The sequence below is a fragment of the Halopseudomonas sp. Lyrl_26 genome, from assembly GCF_051948695.1.
Classification (GTDB): Bacteria; Pseudomonadota; Gammaproteobacteria; order Pseudomonadales; family Pseudomonadaceae; genus Halopseudomonas; species Halopseudomonas formosensis.
On sequence record NZ_JAYJLH010000016.1, the window covers coordinates 17972 to 37241 of the forward strand.

At 62.8% G+C, this 19270-nt stretch carries 25 protein-coding genes; 13 read left to right on the plus strand and 12 right to left on the minus strand.

Annotation, left to right across the window (positions count from 1 at the left end):
* Positions 1-12 precede the first annotated feature (12 nt).
* From VF673_RS13705 to VF673_RS13730, 6 genes are read right to left on the minus strand one after another with little or no spacing between them, the layout of a single operon-like run.
* Positions 13-252: a BolA family protein gene (locus VF673_RS13705; RefSeq protein ID WP_440292367.1), complete on the minus strand. Its 240-nt coding sequence runs from the start codon at positions 250-252 to the stop codon at positions 13-15.
* Positions 239-583, minus strand: coding sequence for an STAS domain-containing protein (locus tag VF673_RS13710; protein WP_440292368.1), 345 nt, complete (start codon positions 581-583; stop codon positions 239-241). The genes VF673_RS13705 and VF673_RS13710 overlap by 14 nt, the downstream gene beginning before the upstream one ends.
* Entirely contained in the window at positions 580-1227 is a 648-nt protein-coding gene (locus VF673_RS13715) for an MlaC/ttg2D family ABC transporter substrate-binding protein (RefSeq protein WP_440292369.1), read from the minus strand. Before VF673_RS13715 ends, VF673_RS13710 begins: the two co-directional genes overlap by 4 nt.
* Before the next feature lie 12 nt (positions 1228-1239).
* Positions 1240-1704 (minus strand): outer membrane lipid asymmetry maintenance protein MlaD, encoded by a 465-nt coding sequence (gene mlaD, locus VF673_RS13720; protein WP_090535980.1) that lies wholly within the window; start codon positions 1702-1704, stop codon positions 1240-1242.
* Between the two features lie 18 nt (positions 1705-1722).
* Positions 1723-2505 (minus strand): lipid asymmetry maintenance ABC transporter permease subunit MlaE, encoded by a 783-nt coding sequence (gene mlaE / locus VF673_RS13725; protein WP_440292370.1) that lies wholly within the window; start codon positions 2503-2505, stop codon positions 1723-1725.
* Positions 2502-3320: an ATP-binding cassette domain-containing protein gene (locus tag VF673_RS13730; RefSeq protein WP_090535976.1), complete on the minus strand. Its 819-nt coding sequence runs from the start codon at positions 3318-3320 to the stop codon at positions 2502-2504. The genes mlaE and VF673_RS13730 overlap by 4 nt, the downstream gene beginning before the upstream one ends.
* Before the next feature lie 591 nt (positions 3321-3911).
* On the opposite strand from VF673_RS13730, the gene VF673_RS13735 reads away from it, so the two are divergent.
* The 10 genes from VF673_RS13735 (at position 3912) to VF673_RS13780 (ending at position 10812) form a co-directional block, all read left to right on the plus strand.
* Entirely contained in the window at positions 3912-4883 is a 972-nt protein-coding gene (locus VF673_RS13735; protein ID WP_090535974.1) for a KpsF/GutQ family sugar-phosphate isomerase, read from the plus strand.
* Positions 4880-5410 (plus strand): KdsC family phosphatase, encoded by a 531-nt coding sequence (locus VF673_RS13740; RefSeq protein WP_273125077.1) that lies wholly within the window; start codon positions 4880-4882, stop codon positions 5408-5410. Before VF673_RS13735 ends, VF673_RS13740 begins: the two co-directional genes overlap by 4 nt.
* Positions 5407-5976: an LPS export ABC transporter periplasmic protein LptC gene (gene lptC / locus VF673_RS13745; RefSeq protein WP_235818530.1), complete on the plus strand. Its 570-nt coding sequence runs from the start codon at positions 5407-5409 to the stop codon at positions 5974-5976. Before VF673_RS13740 ends, lptC begins: the two co-directional genes overlap by 4 nt.
* Positions 5963-6499, plus strand: a complete 537-nt coding sequence (gene lptA, locus VF673_RS13750; protein WP_440292371.1) for a lipopolysaccharide transport periplasmic protein LptA — start codon at positions 5963-5965, stop codon at positions 6497-6499. Before lptC ends, lptA begins: the two co-directional genes overlap by 14 nt.
* Positions 6483-7211: an LPS export ABC transporter ATP-binding protein gene (gene lptB, locus VF673_RS13755; RefSeq protein WP_090535970.1), complete on the plus strand. Its 729-nt coding sequence runs from the start codon at positions 6483-6485 to the stop codon at positions 7209-7211. Before lptA ends, lptB begins: the two co-directional genes overlap by 17 nt.
* A gap of 81 nt (positions 7212-7292) precedes the next feature.
* On the plus strand, positions 7293-8798 hold the full coding sequence (locus tag VF673_RS13760; RefSeq protein WP_440292372.1) for an RNA polymerase factor sigma-54: 1506 nt from the start codon (positions 7293-7295) through the stop codon (positions 8796-8798).
* Between the two features lie 95 nt (positions 8799-8893).
* Positions 8894-9202: a ribosome hibernation-promoting factor, HPF/YfiA family gene (hpf, locus tag VF673_RS13765; RefSeq protein WP_273124334.1), complete on the plus strand. Its 309-nt coding sequence runs from the start codon at positions 8894-8896 to the stop codon at positions 9200-9202.
* A gap of 19 nt (positions 9203-9221) precedes the next feature.
* Positions 9222-9677, plus strand: a complete 456-nt coding sequence (gene ptsN / locus VF673_RS13770) for a PTS IIA-like nitrogen regulatory protein PtsN (RefSeq protein ID WP_273124336.1) — start codon at positions 9222-9224, stop codon at positions 9675-9677.
* A 5-nt stretch (positions 9678-9682) separates the two neighbouring features.
* Positions 9683-10537, plus strand: coding sequence for an RNase adapter RapZ (gene rapZ, locus VF673_RS13775; protein WP_090535963.1), 855 nt, complete (start codon positions 9683-9685; stop codon positions 10535-10537).
* Positions 10534-10812 carry an HPr family phosphocarrier protein gene (locus VF673_RS13780; protein WP_090535961.1) on the plus strand — a complete coding sequence of 93 codons (279 nt, stop codon included), beginning with the start codon at positions 10534-10536 and terminating at the stop codon, positions 10810-10812. The genes rapZ and VF673_RS13780 overlap by 4 nt, the downstream gene beginning before the upstream one ends.
* Before the next feature lie 45 nt (positions 10813-10857).
* Here the strand turns inward: VF673_RS13780 and pmbA are convergent, their stop codons facing one another.
* On the minus strand, positions 10858-12216 hold the full coding sequence (gene pmbA, locus VF673_RS13785; protein WP_440292373.1) for a metalloprotease PmbA: 1359 nt from the start codon (positions 12214-12216) through the stop codon (positions 10858-10860).
* 95 nt (positions 12217-12311) lie between these two features.
* On the opposite strand from pmbA, the gene yjgA reads away from it, so the two are divergent.
* The 3 genes from yjgA to egtB all read left to right on the plus strand — a co-directional run bounded on the left by yjgA (position 12312) and on the right by egtB (position 15136).
* Positions 12312-12836, plus strand: a complete 525-nt coding sequence (gene yjgA / locus VF673_RS13790; RefSeq protein ID WP_273124343.1) for a ribosome biogenesis factor YjgA — start codon at positions 12312-12314, stop codon at positions 12834-12836.
* Between the two features lie 105 nt (positions 12837-12941).
* Entirely contained in the window at positions 12942-13925 is a 984-nt protein-coding gene (gene egtD, locus VF673_RS13795) for an L-histidine N(alpha)-methyltransferase (RefSeq protein ID WP_440292374.1), read from the plus strand.
* Entirely contained in the window at positions 13922-15136 is a 1215-nt protein-coding gene (gene egtB / locus VF673_RS13800; RefSeq protein WP_440292375.1) for an ergothioneine biosynthesis protein EgtB, read from the plus strand. Before egtD ends, egtB begins: the two co-directional genes overlap by 4 nt.
* Positions 15137-15153: 17 nt before the next feature.
* Here the strand turns inward: egtB and VF673_RS13805 are convergent, their stop codons facing one another.
* From VF673_RS13805 to VF673_RS13825, 5 genes are all read right to left on the minus strand, one after another.
* The gene (locus VF673_RS13805) at positions 15154-15570 is read right to left on the minus strand and encodes a T6SS amidase immunity protein Tai4 family protein (protein ID WP_440292376.1); all 417 of its coding nucleotides are present in this window, start codon (positions 15568-15570) and stop codon (positions 15154-15156) included.
* A complete protein-coding gene (locus VF673_RS13810) occupies positions 15567-16133 on the minus strand; it encodes a type VI secretion system amidase effector protein Tae4 (RefSeq protein WP_440292377.1) in 567 nt (188 codons plus the stop codon). Before VF673_RS13810 ends, VF673_RS13805 begins: the two co-directional genes overlap by 4 nt.
* Positions 16133-16714: a PAAR domain-containing protein gene (locus VF673_RS13815; protein ID WP_440292378.1), complete on the minus strand. Its 582-nt coding sequence runs from the start codon at positions 16712-16714 to the stop codon at positions 16133-16135. Before VF673_RS13815 ends, VF673_RS13810 begins: the two co-directional genes overlap by 1 nt.
* Positions 16715-16876: 162 nt before the next feature.
* On the minus strand, positions 16877-18682 hold the full coding sequence (locus VF673_RS13820; RefSeq protein WP_440292379.1) for a phenylacyl-CoA dehydrogenase: 1806 nt from the start codon (positions 18680-18682) through the stop codon (positions 16877-16879).
* Positions 18683-18942: 260 nt separating this feature from the next.
* A complete protein-coding gene (locus tag VF673_RS13825; protein ID WP_273123525.1) occupies positions 18943-19251 on the minus strand; it encodes a hypothetical protein in 309 nt (102 codons plus the stop codon).
* Between the last annotated feature and the right edge of the window lie 19 nt (positions 19252-19270).

Sequence of the window (19270 nt, forward strand, 5' to 3'; positions counted from 1 at the left end):
GTTCAGGCTCGCTCAGGTGCGATCGGCCCAGGCGTCACGGGTAAAGAATTTCATGGTAACCGCATGGATGCGGCCATCGGCAATGGGCTCGTTGAGCAGAGCATAGATCTGCTGCTGACGCTTGACCGGCGACAGGGCAGCCAGTTCATCGCTGATCAGGATCAGCTGGAAGTTACAGCCTTCACCGGCCACCTCCACCTGAACCCCCGGCAGTTGCCGCTCGATCAGATCTTTCACTTCATGGGGTTGCATGGGGTGTCTCCTTCAAATCCAGCGGCTCGACGCTCAGCTTCTGCAGCCAGTCGTCCAGTCCGCATACGCGGGCCATGCTCAGCAGGCCCGAGGGCAGGCCTGAGGTGTGCAGGTCCACCTTGTGTTCTTCCGCACTGCGGGCGGCGGAAAGCAGCAGCGACAGACCGACACTGTTGCTGCGACTGACCGCAGACAGATCCAGGATCAGCGTCTGGCCGGCGCTGCCGGCAATGAGTGCGGTCAGCTGCTCGCGCAGTGCCCCGGCGCTGGCAAAGTCCAGATCACCGGCCAACCGCAGGCGCTGCCCTTCAAGCTGCACGCTGGGGCTCACTCGCTGACCTCTTTTTCCACCACTTCTCGGGATTCGGCGACCACACTGCCCCAGCTGTCGATGACGGCATCCAGGTTGTTGCGGTGGGCCTGCATGGCCTGGGCGAACTGGTCGCGGAACAGCAGGCCGATGTTGATGCCTTCGACGATGACGTTACGCACTTTCCACTGCCCGTCGACGTTGGCCATGGTGTAGGTCACCGGGTAGACGTTGCCGCTGTTGGACCGCACTTCCATGTTCACGCTGGCACGCTCCTCGGTCTGCTGGGCGCCACGGGCCGGGGGCAGTACGGTGATGCTGCCGCCGTCGAACTCGAGCAGAGCATTGCCGTAAAACTCGACCATGCTGCGCTTGAAGGTCTCGATGAAGCGGTCCATCTGCTCGGGTGTGGCACTGCGGCTGTAACGCACGGTCATCACGCTGCGGGCGATGCCCTGGAAGTCCACCACCGGCTCCATGATTTCGTTCAGGCCGTTGTAGAAGGCGTCGGCGTCCTGCTTGTACAGCTCGCGGTTGGCATTGAGGGTCTCCATGACCCGCACCGAGGTGTCCTCGACAACCTGATGAGGGGTCTGGGCTGCGGCCTGGACCAGCAGCGGTGCACTGATCAGCAGAGCCAGCGCCCAAGTCATGAATCTACGCATGTTGTACTCCCGTTAATCGTCTTTGCTGACGGTATTGAGCAGGAAGCGACCGATCAGCTCTTCCAGCACCAGTGCCGATTGGGTGTCGACGATCTCGTCGCCATCGCCCAGCACCAGGTCATCCCCGCCGACGGAGATGCCGATGTATTTTTCCCCCAGCAGACCTGCCGTCACGATGGAAGCCGTGCTGTCCGCCGGCAGGGTGTCCACATCGGAGTTGATCGCCATTTCCACCAGACCGGTATACCGGTTCTTGTCAAAGGTGATGCGCTTGACCTGGCCAATGGTCACACCGGCCATGGTCACCTTGGACCGGGAGGTCAGGCCGGACACGTTGTCGAAGTGGGCATAGACGGTATAGGTATCGCCGTTGGTGCTCAGCGTCAGGCCGCTGACCCGCAGTGCCAGTATCAGCAGCGCGAGCAATCCAGCCAGGATAAACAGGCCGACGGTCAGTTCCAGTGTACGGGTGCGCATGGTCAATTCCTTGGCAGATCAAAACATCAACGCGGTAAGTATGAAGTCCAGGCCGAGCACGGCCAGGGATGCATAGACAACGGTACGGGTGGTTGCCCGGCTGATACCTTCGGAGGTGGGTTCACAGTCATAGCCCTGGAACACTGCAATCCAGGTCACCACCACGGCAAACACGACGGCCTTGATCATGCCGTTGAACACATCGTGGCTGAATTCCACCGAGTTCTGCATGTTGGCCCAGTAGGAGCCGGAGTAGACACCCAGCCAGTCCACCGCCACCATGGCGCCCCCCCAGATGCCGACCACGCAGAAGATCAGCGCCAGCAGCGGCATGGCAATGAAGCCGGCCCACAGGCGCGGGGCAATGATGTACTTGAGCGGGTCAACGCCGATCATCTCCAGGCTCGACAGCTGCTCGGTGGCCTTCATCAGGCCGATCTCGGCAGTCAGGGCGGAACCGGCGCGACCGGCAAACAGCAGCGCGGTGACCACTGGCCCCAGCTCGCGCAGCAGCGTCAGGGCAACCATCTGGCCGACCGCCTGCTCCGAGCCGTAATCCTTGAGGATGTTGTAGCCCTGCAGCGCCAGCACCATGCCGATGAAGATGCCGGAGACAATGATGATCGCCAGTGACAGCACGCCCAGGGCGTACAGCTGCTTGACCAGCAGGGAAAAGCCGTTGCCGTAACGCGAGCGGCCAGCCAGCGCCTGGAACAGGAATATGCCGGAGCGCCCGATCGCCGCGATCACATCCAGGCCGATACGACCCAGGGAGGCGACCCGATCCACAACACCGTTCATCGTCTGCGCTCCTTCTGCAGCAGGTCATCCACATAATCCGGCGCCGGGAAATGGAAAGGCACCGGACCGTCCGGCTCGCCCTGCATGAACTGCCGGATGCGCGGGTTATCCGAATTCATCAGATCGTCGGGCCTGCCGTGACCGAGCACCTGGCCGTCACCGACCACATAGAGATAGTCGGCAATGCTGGCGGTTTCCGCCAGGTCGTGGGACACCACTATGCTGGTCAGCCCCAGCGCATCGTTGAGCAGACGGATCAGGCGCACCAGCACACCCATGGAAATCGGGTCCTGACCGACGAAGGGCTCGTCGTACATCATCAGCTCCGGGTCCAGGGCGATTGCCCGGGCCAGGGCCACGCGCCGCTTCATGCCACCGGACAGCTCATCGGGCATCAGCTCGATGGCGCCACGCAGTCCCACGGCCTGCAGCTTGAGCAGCACGATGTCGCGGATCATGTCTTCCGGCAGCTTGGTGTGTACCCGCAGCGGGAAGGCCACGTTCTCGAACACGTTCAGATCGGTGAACAGGGCACCGCTCTGGAACAGCATGCCCATGTGCTGCCGTGCACTGAAGAGCTCTTCACGGCCCAGCTCGGGGATATTCTGGCCGTTGACCAGAATCCGGCCGTTTTCCGGACGCAGCTGGGCACCGATCAGGCGCAGCAAGGTGGTCTTGCCACAGCCGGACGGGCCCATGATGCCGGTGATCTTGCCCCGGGGTATGCGGATATCAACGTTGTTGAAGATCACCCGCTCGCCGCGACGAAAGGTCACTTGCTGCAAATCGACGATGAAGTCATCTGTTTCGAGCATGTTTATAGGTAGCCTTACCTGTTGGCCGGCAGGACGACGGAAAAAGTGAACGCGCTAATATATCAGTTCTCCCGATGAGGTTCGAGCATCAACGTGGAGACCTTGCTGGAGGAAGTTTTGTCGGCGGGCATCCGCGCCGCACCCTTCGCACCCGGGGAGAGGTTGACCGGCTTTGTTGTAGGAGCACCGCCTCGGTGCGAACCGGGCAGGCACCCTTCGCACCCGGGGCGGGTGCTCCTACCGAGGGAGGGAGGTTGACCGCCCTTTTGTAGGAGCACCGCCTCGGTGCGAACCGGACAGGCACCCTTCGCACCCGGGACGGGTGCTCCTACCGAGGGAGGGAGGTTGACCGGCTTTTTTGTAGGAGCACCGCCTCGGTGCGAACCGGCAGGCACCCTTCGCACCCGGGGCGGGTGCTCCTACGGGGATGAGGGCTGGCACGTCCGGGGTGTAGCGCACCCGCGCTACGCCTGCAGCCCGGGAGGGACGAGCACCAGCTCGTCCACTCGCCAACCCGACACACGCCAGTGATGAGTTGAGCGATACATGGCGCTATACTTGCCCGCTTGACTGCCAGAGAAATCAGGAACCATGCCCGAATTCGACTACACCCGCTCCGCCCGCCGCACCATTGCCATGGAACGCGACGCCGTCGACAGCCTGCTGAACCGGCTGGAAGGCGACTTCGACCGCGCCTGTGCAACGCTGATCCAGTGTCCGGGGCGTATCGTGGTGACGGGTATGGGCAAGTCCGGCCATATCGGCCGCAAGATCGCCGCCACCCTGGCCAGCACCGGCTCTCCGGCGTTCTTCGTGCATCCGGGCGAAGCCAGCCACGGCGACATGGGCATGATCACCGCCCAGGACGTGGTCATCGCCCTGTCCAACTCCGGCAACACCGCCGAGGTGGTCACCCTGCTGCCGCTGATCAAGCGCTTGGGCATCCCGCTGATCAGCATCACCGGCAACCCCGACTCCACCCTGGCCCGCGCCGCCGTCGCCAACCTCGATACCGGCGTCGAGCAGGAGGCCTGCCCGCTGAACCTGGCCCCCACCTCCAGCACCACCACCGCACTGGTGATGGGTGATGCGCTGGCCATCGCTCTGCTCGAGGCCCGCGGTTTCAGTGCCGAGGACTTCGCCTTCTCGCACCCTGGCGGCAGCCTCGGTCGACGCCTGCTGTTGCTGGTAGACGACATCATGCACAGTGGCGAGCAAATGCCGCTGGTGACACCGCAGACACCGCTACGCGACGCCCTGCTGGAAATGACCCGCAAGGGCCTGGGCCTGACCGGCGTGACCGACGGCGCCGGCAAGCTCATCGGCATCTTCACTGACGGCGACCTGCGCCGCACCCTCGATCAGGACATCGATATCCGCAATGCGCACATCGAGCAGGTCATGACCCGGGGCTGCAAGACCATAGGCCAGGGCATGCTCGCCGCCGAGGCGCTGAAGATCATGGAGGACAGCAAGATCAGCGGCCTTTTCGTGATCGACGACCAGGGCCTGCCGGTCGGCGCCCTGAACATGCATGACCTGCTGCGCGCGGGGGTAGTATGACAACCGAACTGACCCTGCTGGAACGGGCCCGCAACATCCGCCTGGCAATCTTCGACGTCGACGGCGTGCTGACCGACGGCCGACTGTATTTCATGCCCGACGGCACCGAATTCAAATCCTTCAACACCCTGGACGGTCACGGCATCAAGATGCTGATTGCCTCCGGCGTGCAGACCGCGATCATCAGCGGCCGCAACTCGCCGCTGGTCGAGCGCCGGGCCGCCAACCTGGGTATCCAGCACCTGATCCAGGGTCGCGAGGACAAGCTCACCGCGCTGGCCGAGCTGCGTGAGAAAGTACCGGTGGAACTGGATGAGATCGCCTTCCTCGGCGATGACCTCCCGGACCTGCCGGTGATCCGCCGGGTGGGTCTGGGCATGGCCGTGGCCAGCGCCGATGATTTCGTGCGCCAGCACGCCCACGGCGTCACCCTGAAGGCCGGCGGCGCCGGTGCCGCAAGGGAGTTCTGCGAGCTGATCATGCGCGCCCAGGGCACGCTGGACGCCGCCCAGGCGGAGTATCTGTGAAGATCCCGCGCTATCTGACAACCGGCACCCTGCTGATTCTGGTGGTGGTGCTGGCGCTGGCCGTGGGTTACTGGAACATCCGTCCCGAAGGCTTTGCGCCCCAGCAGGTGCAGGCGCCGCTGCAGCCGGACTTCTTCATGGACAACCCGCGCATCCGCCAGCTCAACGAGCAGGGCCAGCCGGTGTACGAGCTGACCAGTGACAAGGCCACCCATCAGGTCAACAGCGACATCACCGAGCTCGACGAACCCCGCCTTCAGTACTACCGTGAGGGGGAGCAGACCCCCTGGCAGCTGCGCGCACGCTATGGCGAGGTAACCTCCCAGGGTGACCAGGTGCTGCTGAGCCAGAACGTCATCATCGAGCAGCAGCTCGACCCCCGCACCACCCGTCGCCTGTCGACCCCGGAGCTGACCGTTTTCCCCAGCCGGGACTACGCCGAAACCGATCAGGCAGTCAGAATCGAAGCCGGCGGCGTCACCACCGCCACCGGCATGAAGGCTTATTTCAATGACGGCCGCATAGAGCTGCTGTCCAACGTACGAGGCGAACATGAGGCGCATTAGAGTTCTGTTTCTTGCCCTGCTGACCGGCATCGCGGCCCCTGCAATCGCACAGTCGAGCGACTCCAGCCAGCCGATCCGCATCCAGGCCGACAGCGCCACACTGGATGACCGCAAGAATGTCGCCATCTACACCGGCAACGTGATCATCACCCAGGGCAGCATGCGTCTGACCGGTGCCCGGGTCACCCTGACCCTGGACAATGCCGGGGAAGTGCAGAAGCTGGTGTCCAACGGCTCCCCGGCAACCTTCCGCCAGACCCCCGCCGGTGGCAAGCAGGTGGATGCCCGCGCCCAGACCATCGAATACCATGCCGACACCGAGCGGGTGGTGCTGATCCAGAATGCCTTCCTCGAGCAGGCCGGCAACACCTTCCAGGGGCAGCGGGTCAACTACGACATCCAGCGTCAGGTCGTGGACGCCGGGCGCGCCATCGCCGAGGAAGGTGATTCGGCCGAGCGTATCGAGATTGTCATCCAGCCCCGTAAACGTACCGAGCCGGTGAGCAATGACGACGAAACTTGAAGCCCGCCATCTGGCCAAGTCCTACAAATCCCGCCGCGTGGTCGAGGATGTCTCGCTGCAGATCAACAGTGGCGAAGTGGTCGGTCTGCTCGGTCCCAACGGCGCCGGCAAGACTACCTGCTTCTACATGATCGTCGGCCTCGTCCGGGCCGACCGCGGCAATATCCTGATCAATGGCCAGGATGTCACCCATCTCCCCATGCACGGGCGGGCACGGGGCGGCATCGGCTATCTGCCGCAGGAGGCCTCGATCTTCCGCAAGCTCAGCGTGGCGGACAACATCATGGCCATCCTGCAGACGCGCAAGGACCTCAACCAGAAGGGCCGCGAGGGCAAGCTGGATTCGCTGCTGCGTGAATTCCATATCCACCATCTGCGTGACAGCCTGGGGATGAGCCTGTCCGGTGGCGAGCGTCGACGGGCCGAGATTGCCCGGGCGCTGGCCACAGATCCGCAATTCATCCTGCTGGACGAGCCCTTTGCCGGGGTGGACCCGATATCGGTGAACGATATCAAGCAGATCATCGAGCATCTCAAGGACAAGGGCATCGGTGTGCTGATCACCGACCATAACGTGCGCGAGACGCTGGATATCTGCGACAAGGCCTACATAGTCAATGACGGCCACATCATCGCCGAGGGTGACGCCGAAACCGTACTGGCCAACCAGACGGTGCGCGATGTATATCTGGGCCATGCCTTCCGTCTGTAAAAGCCGGTGGATTTCGGGCATGCTAAGGAGGATTTCTTTTATTCCTCAATGGTTTGAGCACACAAGGTAGTCCGCAGAAGCATGAAACCAACGCTTGTCCTGAAGATGGGCCAGCAGCTGACCATGACCCCTCAGCTGCAGCAGGCTATCCGCTTACTTCAGCTGTCCAGTCTGGATCTCCAGCAGGAGGTGCAGGAGGCGCTGGAAGCCAATCCCATGCTGGAGATGGCCGACGACGGCGATGATGATTTCACTGCAAGTGCCAGCGAGACCGCCAGCAATGGCAACGGTGATGAGGACATCACCGCCACTGCCCTGCCCGAGCCCGTCACCCTGGAAGTCCTCGATCACAACCATGGCGAGGAGGAAGGCAACTGGAACGAGCAGATCCCCAGCGAACTGTCGGTGGACACGAACTGGGAGGACATCTACCAGACCTCGGCCAGCTCCCTGCCCAGCAACAACGATGACGACTGGGACTTCACCTCGCGCACCAGCAGCGGCGAAACCCTGCAGAGCCACCTGGAATGGCAGGTCAACCTGCTGCCCCTGTCGGAAACCGATTACCAGATCGCCGTCGCCCTGATCGACGGCATCAATGCCGACGGCTACCTGGAAGAAACCCTCGAGGATATCCAGGCCTCGCTGGACCCGGAGCTGGGCGTCGAGCTCGACGAGATCGAGATGGTCCTGCACCGCATCCAGCAGCTGGAACCGGTCGGCGTCGGTGCACGCAACCTGAGCGAGTGTCTGCATCTGCAACTGTGCCAGCTGCCCGATGACACCCCCATGCTGGAGCAGGCCAAGCGCGTGGTGCGCGATTATCTGGAGCTGCTGGGCAGCCGCGACTTCGCCCAGCTGATGCGCCGCACCCGGCTCAAGGAAGATCAGCTGCGCCAGGTGATCGAACTCATCCAGTCGCTCAATCCGCGCCCCGGCGGCGAGATAGCCTCGGGCGACGCCGAATACGTGATTCCCGACGTGATCGTGCGCCGGGATCACAACAGCTGGATCGTCGAGCTGAACCAGGAGGCCGCCCCCCGCGTGCGGGTCAACACCCACTACGCCGCCCTGGTCAAGCGCGCCGACAGCAGCGAGGACAACACCTACCTGCGCAACCACCTGCAGGAGGCCCGCTGGTTCATCAAGAGCCTGCAGAGCCGCAACGAGACCCTGCTCAAGGTGGCAACCCAGATCGTCGAACATCAGCGCGGCTTTCTGGAACACGGCGAGGTGGCGATGAAGCCCCTGGTGCTGGCGGACATCGCCGAGGCGGTGGGCATGCACGAGTCCACCATCTCCCGGGTCACCACGCAGAAATACATGCATACCCCGCGGGGGATCTACGAGCTCAAGTACTTCTTCTCCAGCCACGTCAGCGGTGACAGCGGCGAGGTTTCCTCCACCGCGATTCGCGCCCTGATCAAGAAGCTGGTGGCCGAAGAAAACCCCAAGAAACCATTGAGTGACAGCAAGATCGCTGGTTTACTTGAGGAACAAGGCATACAAGTGGCACGCCGGACCATCGCCAAATACCGCGAGTCGCTGAACATTGCATCCTCCAGCGAGCGCAAAAGGCTGGTCTGACCCGACCTGAGTCAAGGAACGCGAGAGAAGTAGGTGGCACCATGGGAGTCAGCAGGATCGATTCCCGCTTCACAAAGCCGAACAGGAGAAGTGTTATGCAACTGAAAATTACCGGTCTCCAACTTGATGTAACCGATGCCCTGCGTGACTACGTGACCGAAAAGATGTCACGTCTGGAGCGCCACTTCGACAAGATCATCAGCGCCCAGGTCACCCTCGAGGTAGACAAACTGCAACAGAAAGCCGAAGGTACCCTGCACGTGGCCGGAACCGACCTGGTTGCCGAAGCCGAACACACCGACATGTATGCCGCCATCGACCTGCTGGTCGACCGTCTTGACCGACAGCTGATCAAGCACAAGGAAAAGAACATCGGTCGACAGCAGGGAGTCAACGACCGATAAGAACACAAGCCGACACAACATGCTGATAAAACAGATCCTGTCCCCCGAACTCACCTTTGCCGGTGTCGACGGGGGCTCCAAGAAGCGTGTGCTGGAGCTGATCGGCAATCTGATTGCCCAGCACACCCCACTGGATGCCGATGCCATATATGAAAGCCTGCTGGCCCGGGAAAAACTCGGCTCAACAGGCTTCGGCAACGGTATTGCCATTCCCCACTGCCGTCTGGAACAGTGCACCGAAGCCGTCGGCGCACTGCTCCAGCTGAGCAGCGAGATCGATTTCGACTCCCTGGACGGAGCGCCGGTCGATCTGATTTTCGTTCTTCTGGTACCGCACGAAGCGACCGAACAACACCTGCAGATTCTCAAGACCCTGGCTGAACGGCTGGATCAGGAAGAGTTGCGCGAAGCACTGCGCCGGGCACCGGATGCCCAGACTCTGTACCAGATCATGGTCAACGACAGCGGAGCCTGATCGCCGTGCGACTTGTGGTGGTCAGCGGCCGCTCCGGCTCGGGCAAGAGTACTGCCCTGCATCTGCTGGAAGACAACGGCTTCTATTGCATCGACAACCTGCCTGCCGGCCTGCTCCCCGAGCTGGCCCGCCAGGCCCAGAACACCGATCTGAGCCTGCCCAAGGTGGCCATCAGTATCGATGCGCGCAACCTGCCCAGTGACCTGAAACGTTTCCCGGAATTGCTCAAGCAGGTCCGGGATGCGGGCATCACCTGCGATGTGCTGTTCCTGGCTGCTACCGACGAGGTGCTGATCAAGCGCTTCTCCGAGACCCGCCGCAAGCATCCGCTGACCGATGGCAACCTGTCACTGGGCGAGGCCATCGCCGCCGAACTCAAGCTGCTGGAGCCGATCATCGATCTGGCCAGCCTGAAGATCGACACCAGCCACCTGACCCTCTATCAGCTGCGTGACCAGCTCAAGCATCGTCTGCTGAGCAGTCAGAACAACGGGCCCTCCATCCTCATCCAGTCCTTCGGCTTCAAACGTGGTGTGCCGGTGGATGCGGACCTGGTGTTCGATGTGCGCTGCCTGCCCAACCCCTACTGGAAGCCCGATCTGCGCCCCTTCTGTGGCAAGGACGAACCCATTCGCGACTATCTGGAAGCCCAGCCCGATGTGCAGGAGATGTATCAGGACATCTTCCAGTTTCTGCACAAGTGGCTGCCCCGCTACGCCGCCGGTGAGCGCAGCTACATGAGCATCGCCATTGGCTGTACCGGTGGACATCACCGCTCGGTTTACATCGCCGAACGCCTGGTGCAGGATCTGAGCGACAATTTCTCCAACCTGCTGATCCGCCACCGCGACCTGCCATGACCCAGATTACCCAGCGCGTCCAGATCATCAACAAGCTGGGGCTGCACGCCCGTGCCGCCGCCAAGTTCGTCAATGTTGCCAAGCGGCATAACTGCAGCGTGCGCATCGGCGGCTCGGAACAGCAGATGGTGGATGGCACCAACATCATGCAGGTCATGATGCTGGCCGCCAGCAAGGGCACCGAAGTGTGCATTACCTGCGACGGAGAGCAGGCCGAGCAGGCCATGGCCGACCTGGTAGGGCTGATCAACAACTACTTCGAAGAAGGCGAGTAACGGGGGCAGCTCACCCGCGCTACGCCTGCCGACGCTCCGGCGCCCTCAGGCACCCCCGACGGTCATGCCATCCACCAGCCAGCTGCCGGTGAGGTAGTTGCCACGCCGCTCGGTATCCGAGCCCACGCAGCGCAGGTTGAGGAACATCTCCCGCAGGTTGCCGGCAATGGTGACTTCGCGTACCGGGTGGCTGATCACGCCGTTCTCCACCCAGAAACCGCCGGCGCCACGGGAGTAGTCGCCGGTCACGCCGTTGACGCCCTGCCCCATCAGCTCGGTTACCAGCAGGCCGGTGCCCATTTCCTTCAGCAGCGCCGCCAGATCACCGGCGTTGGCGCTGATATGCAGGTTGTGCACACCTCCGGCATTGGCGGTACTCGGCAGCTTGAGCCGACGCCCGGAGTAGGTGCTCAGCACCCAGCTCTGCAGTACCCCGTCGCGCACGAAGGCCTGCTCGCGGGTCGCCAGGCCGTCGCCATCGAAGGCAGCACTGCCCAGGGCCCGAAGCATGTGCGGGCGCTCGTCGATGGTGACCCAGTCGGGAAAGATCTGCGTCCCCATGGCATCGAGCAGGAAGGTCGACTGACGATAGACGGCGCCGCCGGAGATCGAATTCACCAGTTGCGCCAGCAGACCGGCGGCCTGATCCGCGGCAAACAGCACGGGCACCCGGGCCGTGTTCACCGGCCGCGCACCAATGCGCGCCAGGGTGCGCTCGGCGGCCTTGCGCCCCAGGGCCTCGGGACTCATCAGGCGCTCGGCCAGACGATCCACGGTATACCAATAATCCCGCTGCATGCCGTCTTCGGTGTTGACGATGAGCACCGCGGAGGCGCTGTGCCGGGAGCCCAGTGAGCTGCCGATGAAACCGTGACTGTTGCCATAGACCCGGCAGCCCTGCTGGGAGCTGATATTGGCACTGTCACTGCTCAGCCGCCCATCCAGCTCCAGCGCCGCCCGCTCACAGGCCAGCGCGCGCTCGATGGCCTGCTCGGCGGTCAGGGTCCAGGGATGATAGAGATCCAGATCCGGCAGATCCCTGGCCATCAGCTCGGCGTCGGCCAGGCCGGCACAGGTATCCACCGACGTGTTGCGGGCGATGGCCAGTGCAGCGCTTACGGTCGAGCGGATGGCCTCGTCCGAGGTATCCGAGGTACTGGCCGACCCCTTGCGCCCGTCCAGATACAGGGTGATGCCGAAGCCCTGATCGCGATTGAGCTCCACGGTCTCGACCTCACCCTGGCGCACACCCACCGACAGGCCGGTGTTCTGGCTCACCGCCACTTCGCAGGCATCTGCGCCCTGGCGCGAGGCCTCGTCCAGGATGAAGGCGACCCGCTGCTCAAGCATCTGACGCAGGGCCCGGGGATCCTCGAATTGCTGTTCGGAAAGCTGTTGGCTCATGTGATCTCCTTGTTGCCGGTCATTGTACCCCGGACAGCCAGCCTGTGAACGGGTATCATGTCGCCTTGATCAGTAGCGGCAGACAGGCAGCAACCATGACAGAATTTCCTGAAGAGCATGACGGTCCGCAGGACGAAGAGAAAAGCAAGAGCCAGGTCAAGCGCGAGATGCAGGCCTATCAGGAACTGGGGCGCCGCCTGGTTGAGCTCAAACCCGCGCAGCTGGAGAAGCTGCCGCTGACCGACAAGCTCCGTGCCGCACTGGAAGAGGCCCACCGCCACACCGCTCGCGGTGCGCTCAAGCGCCACCTCAGCTTTGTTGGGAAATTGATGCGCGAGCAACCCGATCTCGAGGCCATTCAGGCCTATGTCGAGCGCCTGGACAGCAGCAGCCAGGCCCACGCCCAGTATTTCCACCAGCTCGAGCGCTGGCGTGACCGCCTGCTGACCGGCAGCCCCGAGGAGCAGGAAGCCTTCATCGCCGCCTACCCTGACGCCGACCGCCAGACCATTCGCCAACTGGTACGCCAGGCCCAGAAGGAAGCAGCGGAGAACAAGCCGCCGGCGGCATCACGCAAGCTGTTCAAACTGATCCGGCAGGTGGCGGAGAACGCCGACTGAGATTCATCACGGGCGTCCGCCCATCGGATGCCCGTCCGTCAATGCGCATGGCAGACCCGGCCCGCTGTGCCAGACTCAGTGGGAGCCTCAACCACCGGAGTCGCCGTGAATACAGCCACGCCCTTACCCCGTCTGGAAAACCTGCTGCCACCGGATCAGGCGAAAGAAAAACAACAACTGCTCGACGGCCTAATGCAATCCCAGGCCAGCATCAACCCCAAGTTCTTCTACGATGAGATCGGCTGCCAGCTGTTCACCCGGCTGTGCGAGCTGGAAGAGTACTATCCCACCCGCACCGAGGCCGGTATCCTCCGGCACTACGCCGGCGAGATCAGCGCCGCCCTGCGCCCGCAGGCGCAATGGGTCGATCTGGGCTGCGGCGACTGCAGCAAGACCCGCAGCTGGCTGCAGCATTTCAGCCCGTCCCGGGTGATCGGGGTGGATATCGCCGGCGACTACATCCGTGCCTGCCTGGCCAATATTGCCGACGGCTACCCCGACCTCGAATGCGTGGGCGTGGTCAGCGACTTCACCCGCCGTCTTGACCTGAAGGACCTGCTCGCCGAAGACGCGGACAGCCCGCCGGTATTCTTCTACCCCGGATCCTCCATCGGCAACTTCGACCGCAATCAGGCCCTGCGATTGCTACGGCGTATCCTTGAGCACTGCGGCCAGCGCGGCCAGTTGCTGATCGGCGCGGATCTGGTCAAGCCATTGCCGGTAATGGAAGCGGCCTACAATGACAGCCAGGGACTGACCGCCGCTTTCAATCTCAACGTCCTGCGGGTGGTCAACCGACTGCTGCAGGCCAACTTCAATCCCGACGCCTTCGAGCACAGTGCTGTCTATGACGCCCGGAACAGCCGCATCGAGATGCGCCTGATCGCCACCCGCCCGCAGACCGTGCGGCTGGGCAACTCGGCCGTTCGCCAGTTTCGCCGCGGCGAGTACATCATTACCGAACACTCGCACAAGTACACCCCCGCCGGCTTCGGCCTGCTGCTGGCAGAAGCCGGCTTCCCCCGTCAGCAGATGTGGACCGATGCCCGTGGCTGGTTCGGCATCTTCCTCGCGGAGCCCGACGCATGAGCCGGCAACCGGCGACCACGGCTGCGGGCGATGAGCTTGTTCAGCGCTACCAGGGCATACGCCGGCACAGCCTGGCATTGGCCGAGGGGCTCAGTGCCGAGGACTGCCAGCTCCAGTCGATGCCCGAGGCCAGCCCGGTCAAATGGCACCTGGCCCATACCAGCTGGTTCTTCGAGACCTTCATCCTGCTGCGCCTGCCCACCCCGGTAGCGGCCTTCAACCCTGCCTACGCGGTGCTGTTCAATTCCTACTACGTAGGCATCGGGCCGCGCCATGCACGCCCACAGCGCGGGCTGCTGTCCCGCCCGTCCCTGGAACAGGTGCTCGCATACCGGGAACATGTCGACCGGCACCTGAGCGAGCTGCTGGCGGACAACCAGCTCGGTGCGGACGCACTGGCGCTGGTCGAACTGGGGCTCAATCATGAACAGCAGCATCAGGAACTGCTGCTCACCGACCTCAAGCATCACTTCTCCTGCAATCCCCTGCTTCCCGCCTGGCGGCCGAGCGGCCCGGACCCGGCGATGCCCGAACACAACCGCCATGCGCCCCGGCGACTGCCGCTGCCCGGCGGTCTGGTGGAAGTGGGCCATACCGGAGCGGGCTTCTGCTATGACAATGAAACGCCCCGCCACCGCGTGTGGCTGGAGCCCTTTGCACTGGCCAGCCGCAACGTCACCAATGTGGAATATCTGGAGTTCATGCTCGACGGCGGTTATCAACGCCCCGAGCTCTGGCTGTCAGACGGGTGGGACGCGGTCTGTGAAGGAGGCTGGCAAGCCCCGCTGTACTGGCAGCATGGGGACGAGGGCTGGCAGGTCTTCACCCTGCACGGGCCGATGGCCATGGAGCCGGCGGCGACTCTGAGCCATGTCAGCTTCTACGAGGCGGACGCCTTCGCCCGCTGGGCCGGTGCCCGTCTGCCAACCGAAGCGGAATGGGAACATGCCGCCACTCGGAGCACTGAAGTGGAGGGGCTGCATGATGAAGTCTGGCAATGGTGCAACAGCGCCTACCTGCCCTACCCCGGCTTCCGTCCGGCGGCCGGCGCGGTGGGCGAGTACAACGGCAAGTTCATGATCAACCAGATGGTCCTGCGCGGTGGCTCCCTGGCCACCCCGCCCGGCCACAGCCGCCCGAGCTATCGCAACTTCTTCCCGCCCTGGGCGCGCTGGCAGTTCAGCGGAATACGGCTGGCCTGGGATGCATGAGCAGCGCCGGGAGCGATTCAGTCCGGCCTGTCGATATAGCTGTCCTGATCCCGCACCAGCGTCTCGAACTCAGACGAGGACAGCACCTGCAGGCAACTGGCGAATGCATTGTCACCGCCCTGCTTCATGACTGCCGGTTCGGCGGCCGCCTGCCGCAGAATGTATTCCCTTACCGCGGCATAGGGATCATGCAGCACCTCCAGGGTATCCTCGTCCTGCACGATGCGGTGAGCGCCTTGCCCCAGAAAGTGATAAGCGCCGACAGCCGCCTGCGCATCCTCGGTGAATCCCGGCTCCGAGGGATAGGCGTCTGCCAGGCAGCTGGCCAGCGCATAATGGCTCAGCATCCGGCGGGCATGCGCCACGTCGTCCGTGGACGCGGTACAGGCTGTTGTGGCGAACGCCAATGCAATGACAAAGAGCAGATATCTCATTTCAGCTCCCAGTAAAGGATTCTCGTCAGGGACACCCGACCACCGTAACTGCCGCTGTCCGGATCATGATAAGAGGTGCCATCGCCGCTCTGCATCCCGTCCCACAGCGTTACGTGACCGGTTGCGTCGCTCCAGCCGGAGACTTCCATCACGATAAGACCCTTGCGCCCCACCAGTTTGCCGACTTCCGACGAAGACAGCGTCAGATCCGCGGAACCCCAGTTGTGCTTGACGTACTGAATCAGGTCATTCACGCGCAGGATGTAGGCCATCTCATCGCTGCCCCTGACCCGGTAGATATTTCGTCCTGGCACGATAGTGCCGCTGGGTATGACATAGCCACCGTAGTTGAATCCGCGACTCATCCGCAGGGCACATGCATTGGCGTATCCAGCTGGATTTTCGCGGTAGAGTTCCGCCACTGCGCCGCCAACCAGCTGGTAGACATCAGCCGCTCCCATCCTGCCCACTTCCGCGTAGGCATCCCATACATCCCGAAAGGCCGGCCGCCTGACGGTTAGCCGTACGGAAGTGTTCCCTGCGCTAGCAACCAGCAATGTCATCAGAGAACTCCCTCCAGTTCCAACCGGTGGTTTCTGAATACTTCCGGTATGTAAACCGTTCCGTCTTCCTGCACCGTACCGGTAACCACCCGGTTGATCGCCCCTTCGAGCTCGATTTCCACCTCTTCACCTGGCTCATAGCCTGTGGTCTCGGCATGCAGGTTGAGATCAACATAGAATCGGGACGTATCGTTTACCGGCGCCTTGGCCTCGCTGTATGACCAGAAGATGCGGTCAATGGTCTTTCTCGGCTGGCTTACAGCCATGCCACCGGCCAGCTGTATCACGCCGGCTGAACCGCTTTGACTGCCGATATGAATGGTGCCGTCCGGCAGCAGGGTATTCGAGCCGGCGGGGCAACCGCAGGCGACGTAGTCACCGGCGCGGGCGGCGGGTCCGGCGGGCAGCATGACGGTGCGCGGACCAACCGCGACTATGGGCCCGACGCCCTTCTTGCATTTCGGGCAGGTCGCCTTGTGCCCGACCGAGCTGGCTACCAGTCCATCAAACTGGATGCCCGGGTTGCCTTCGATCACTGCGCCGCCGGTGGAGGTCCTGGAACCTATACCTATCTTGATCATTGCCGCTTCAATTCCTGAAACCGGTGAGCTGAAGCGGCCATGATCCCGGTGAATCCGCAGTGGGGCAAAACCTTTGTCCTGCCATTGGGATCTGGTTCACAGGGCACAAAAAAGCCGCCCCGGTTTCCCGGGGCGGCTTTTTGGATCACCTGTCGCTGGCTATCAGTAGCCCAGCGAGAAGTTTTCCTCGTCCATGGCCATCAGGTTGTCGGAACCGGACAGCATGGCTTCAACGTGGGCGCGGGTGCGCGGCAGGATGCGCTGATAGTAGAACTGCGCAGTCTGCAGCTTGGCCTTGTAGAAGCCTTCCTCGCTGGTGCCGGCGGCCAGCTTCTCGGCAGCGACACGGGCCATGTCAGCCCAGAAGTACGCCAGGCAGACGTAGCCGGAATACATCAGGTAGTCCACGGAGGCGGCACCGACCATTTCGCGGTCCTTCATCGCGGCCATGCCGATTTTCATGGTGATGTCAGCCCATTCCTTGTTCAGGTTGGCCAGCGGGCCTACCAGGTGCTTGATGGCTTCGTTACCTTCCTGGGCCTTGCAGAACTTGTGCACGATCTTGGTGAAGTTCTGCAGGGTGGCGCCCTGGGTCATCAGTACCTTGCGGCCCAGCAGGTCCAGTGCCTGGATGCCGGTGGTGCCTTCGTACAGCATGGAGATACGGGCGTCACGCACGTTCTGTTCCATGCCCCACTCGGAGATGAAGCCGTGACCGCCGTAGATCTGCACGCCGTGGTTGGCAGCTTCGAAACCGACTTCGGTCATGAACGCCTTGGCGATCGGAGTCAGGAAGGCCAGCAGGGAGTCAGCCAGTTTCTTCTGTTCTTCGTCCTTGCTGCGCTTGATGATGTCGACCTGCTTGGCAGCGAAGTACACCATGGCGCGGTTGCCTTCGGCAAAGGCCTTCATGGTCAGCAGCATGCGGCGCACGTCAGGGTGCACGATGATCGGGTCAGCGGGCTTCTCGGGCGCCTTCGGACCACTCAGCGCACGCATCTGCAGACGCTCGCGGGCATAGGTGATACCACCCTGGAAGGCCACCTCGGCATGGGCCAGACCCTGCAGAGCAGTACCCAGACGGGCAGTGTTCATGAAGGTGAACATGCAGTTCAGGCCCTTGTTCGGCGGCCCGATCAGGAAACCGGTGGCGTTGTCGAAGTTCATCACACAGGTAGCGTTACCGTGGATGCCCATCTTGTGCTCCAGGGAGCCGCAGTTCACACCGTTGCGCTCGCCCTTCTCGCCGTTGGCGTCGGGCAGGAACTTGGGCACGATGAACAGGGAAATCCCCTTGGTGCCGGCCGGTGCATCGGGCAGGCGGGCCAGAACGATATGAACGATGTTCTCGGCCATGTCGTGCTCGCCGGAGGAGATGAAGATCTTGGTACCGGAAATGCGGTAGCTGCCGTCTTCAGCCGGCTCGGCCTTGGTGCGCAGCATGCCCAGGTCGGTACCGCAATGGGGTTCGGTCAGACACATGGTGCCGGTCCACTGGCCGGAAACCAGCTTGGTCAGGTAGACCTGCTTCTGCTCTTCGGTACCGTGGGCTTCGATGGTGTTCATCGCACCATGGGACAGGCCGGGGTACATGCCCCAGGACCAGTTGGCCTGGCCGACCATCTCGCTGATGGCCAGACCCAGGGAGTCGGGCAGCCCCTGACCACCGTACTCGGGATCCAGGGACAGGCTCGGCCAGCCGCCTTCAACGAACTGCTGATAGGCTTCCTTGAAACCGGTGGGGGTCTTCACACCTTCCGGAGTCCATGTGCAGCCTTCGGTATCGCCCACGCGGTTCAGCGGCGCAATCACCTGTTCACAGAACTTGGCACCCTCTTCGAGGATGGCATTGACCATGTCGGGAGTCGCGTCTTCGCAACCCGGCACGCTCTGATAATGTTCTTCATAACCCAGTACTTCGTCGCGTACGAAACGAATGTCGCGCAGGGGAGCCTTGTATTCGGGCATGTGTACTGACCTCAACGATGAATTTTGGAATAGGGACGGCGACGAGCCGGACGGCCCATTCAAACACGTGTTTGAAACTTACGTTTTAGCCTGGATATTGTCAACCCCTTTTACGGGTGATGGATTCATAGCATTCCCGATCACTTCCTTCAAACCGCGCAGGCCGGAGCGCACCGAACCGCGCGGCGACGCGAGCAGTGGAAGGACTCATGGAACGGGATCAACGGCGCACCCGGACAGGTACGCCGACAGGCGGCAGGTCAGGCGTGAATGTCGATCAGGGTGCCGAGGATCTCGTCGGCGGTATCGATGATGGAGGCACCGGCTTCGACTTCCTGCCGGGCCTGTTCGAGGGCAACGAGGGCGCTGACCATGTCCACCGGGCGGTTGCTTTCCACTGCGGTGCTGGCCACCGGCTGCGCCGTGGCAGCCTGCAGCGGCACGGACCCGGCAGCCGCCGGGTTGACCGGTGCCCCGGCCCGGGCAATCTCCGCCGCCGCTGTGTTGGCGCGGTACTGGCCCTGGCGGACGGCGTCGAAGCCGGAGGAAATCAGATCAAGGGACGCCATGGCATACCCCCTTCAACAA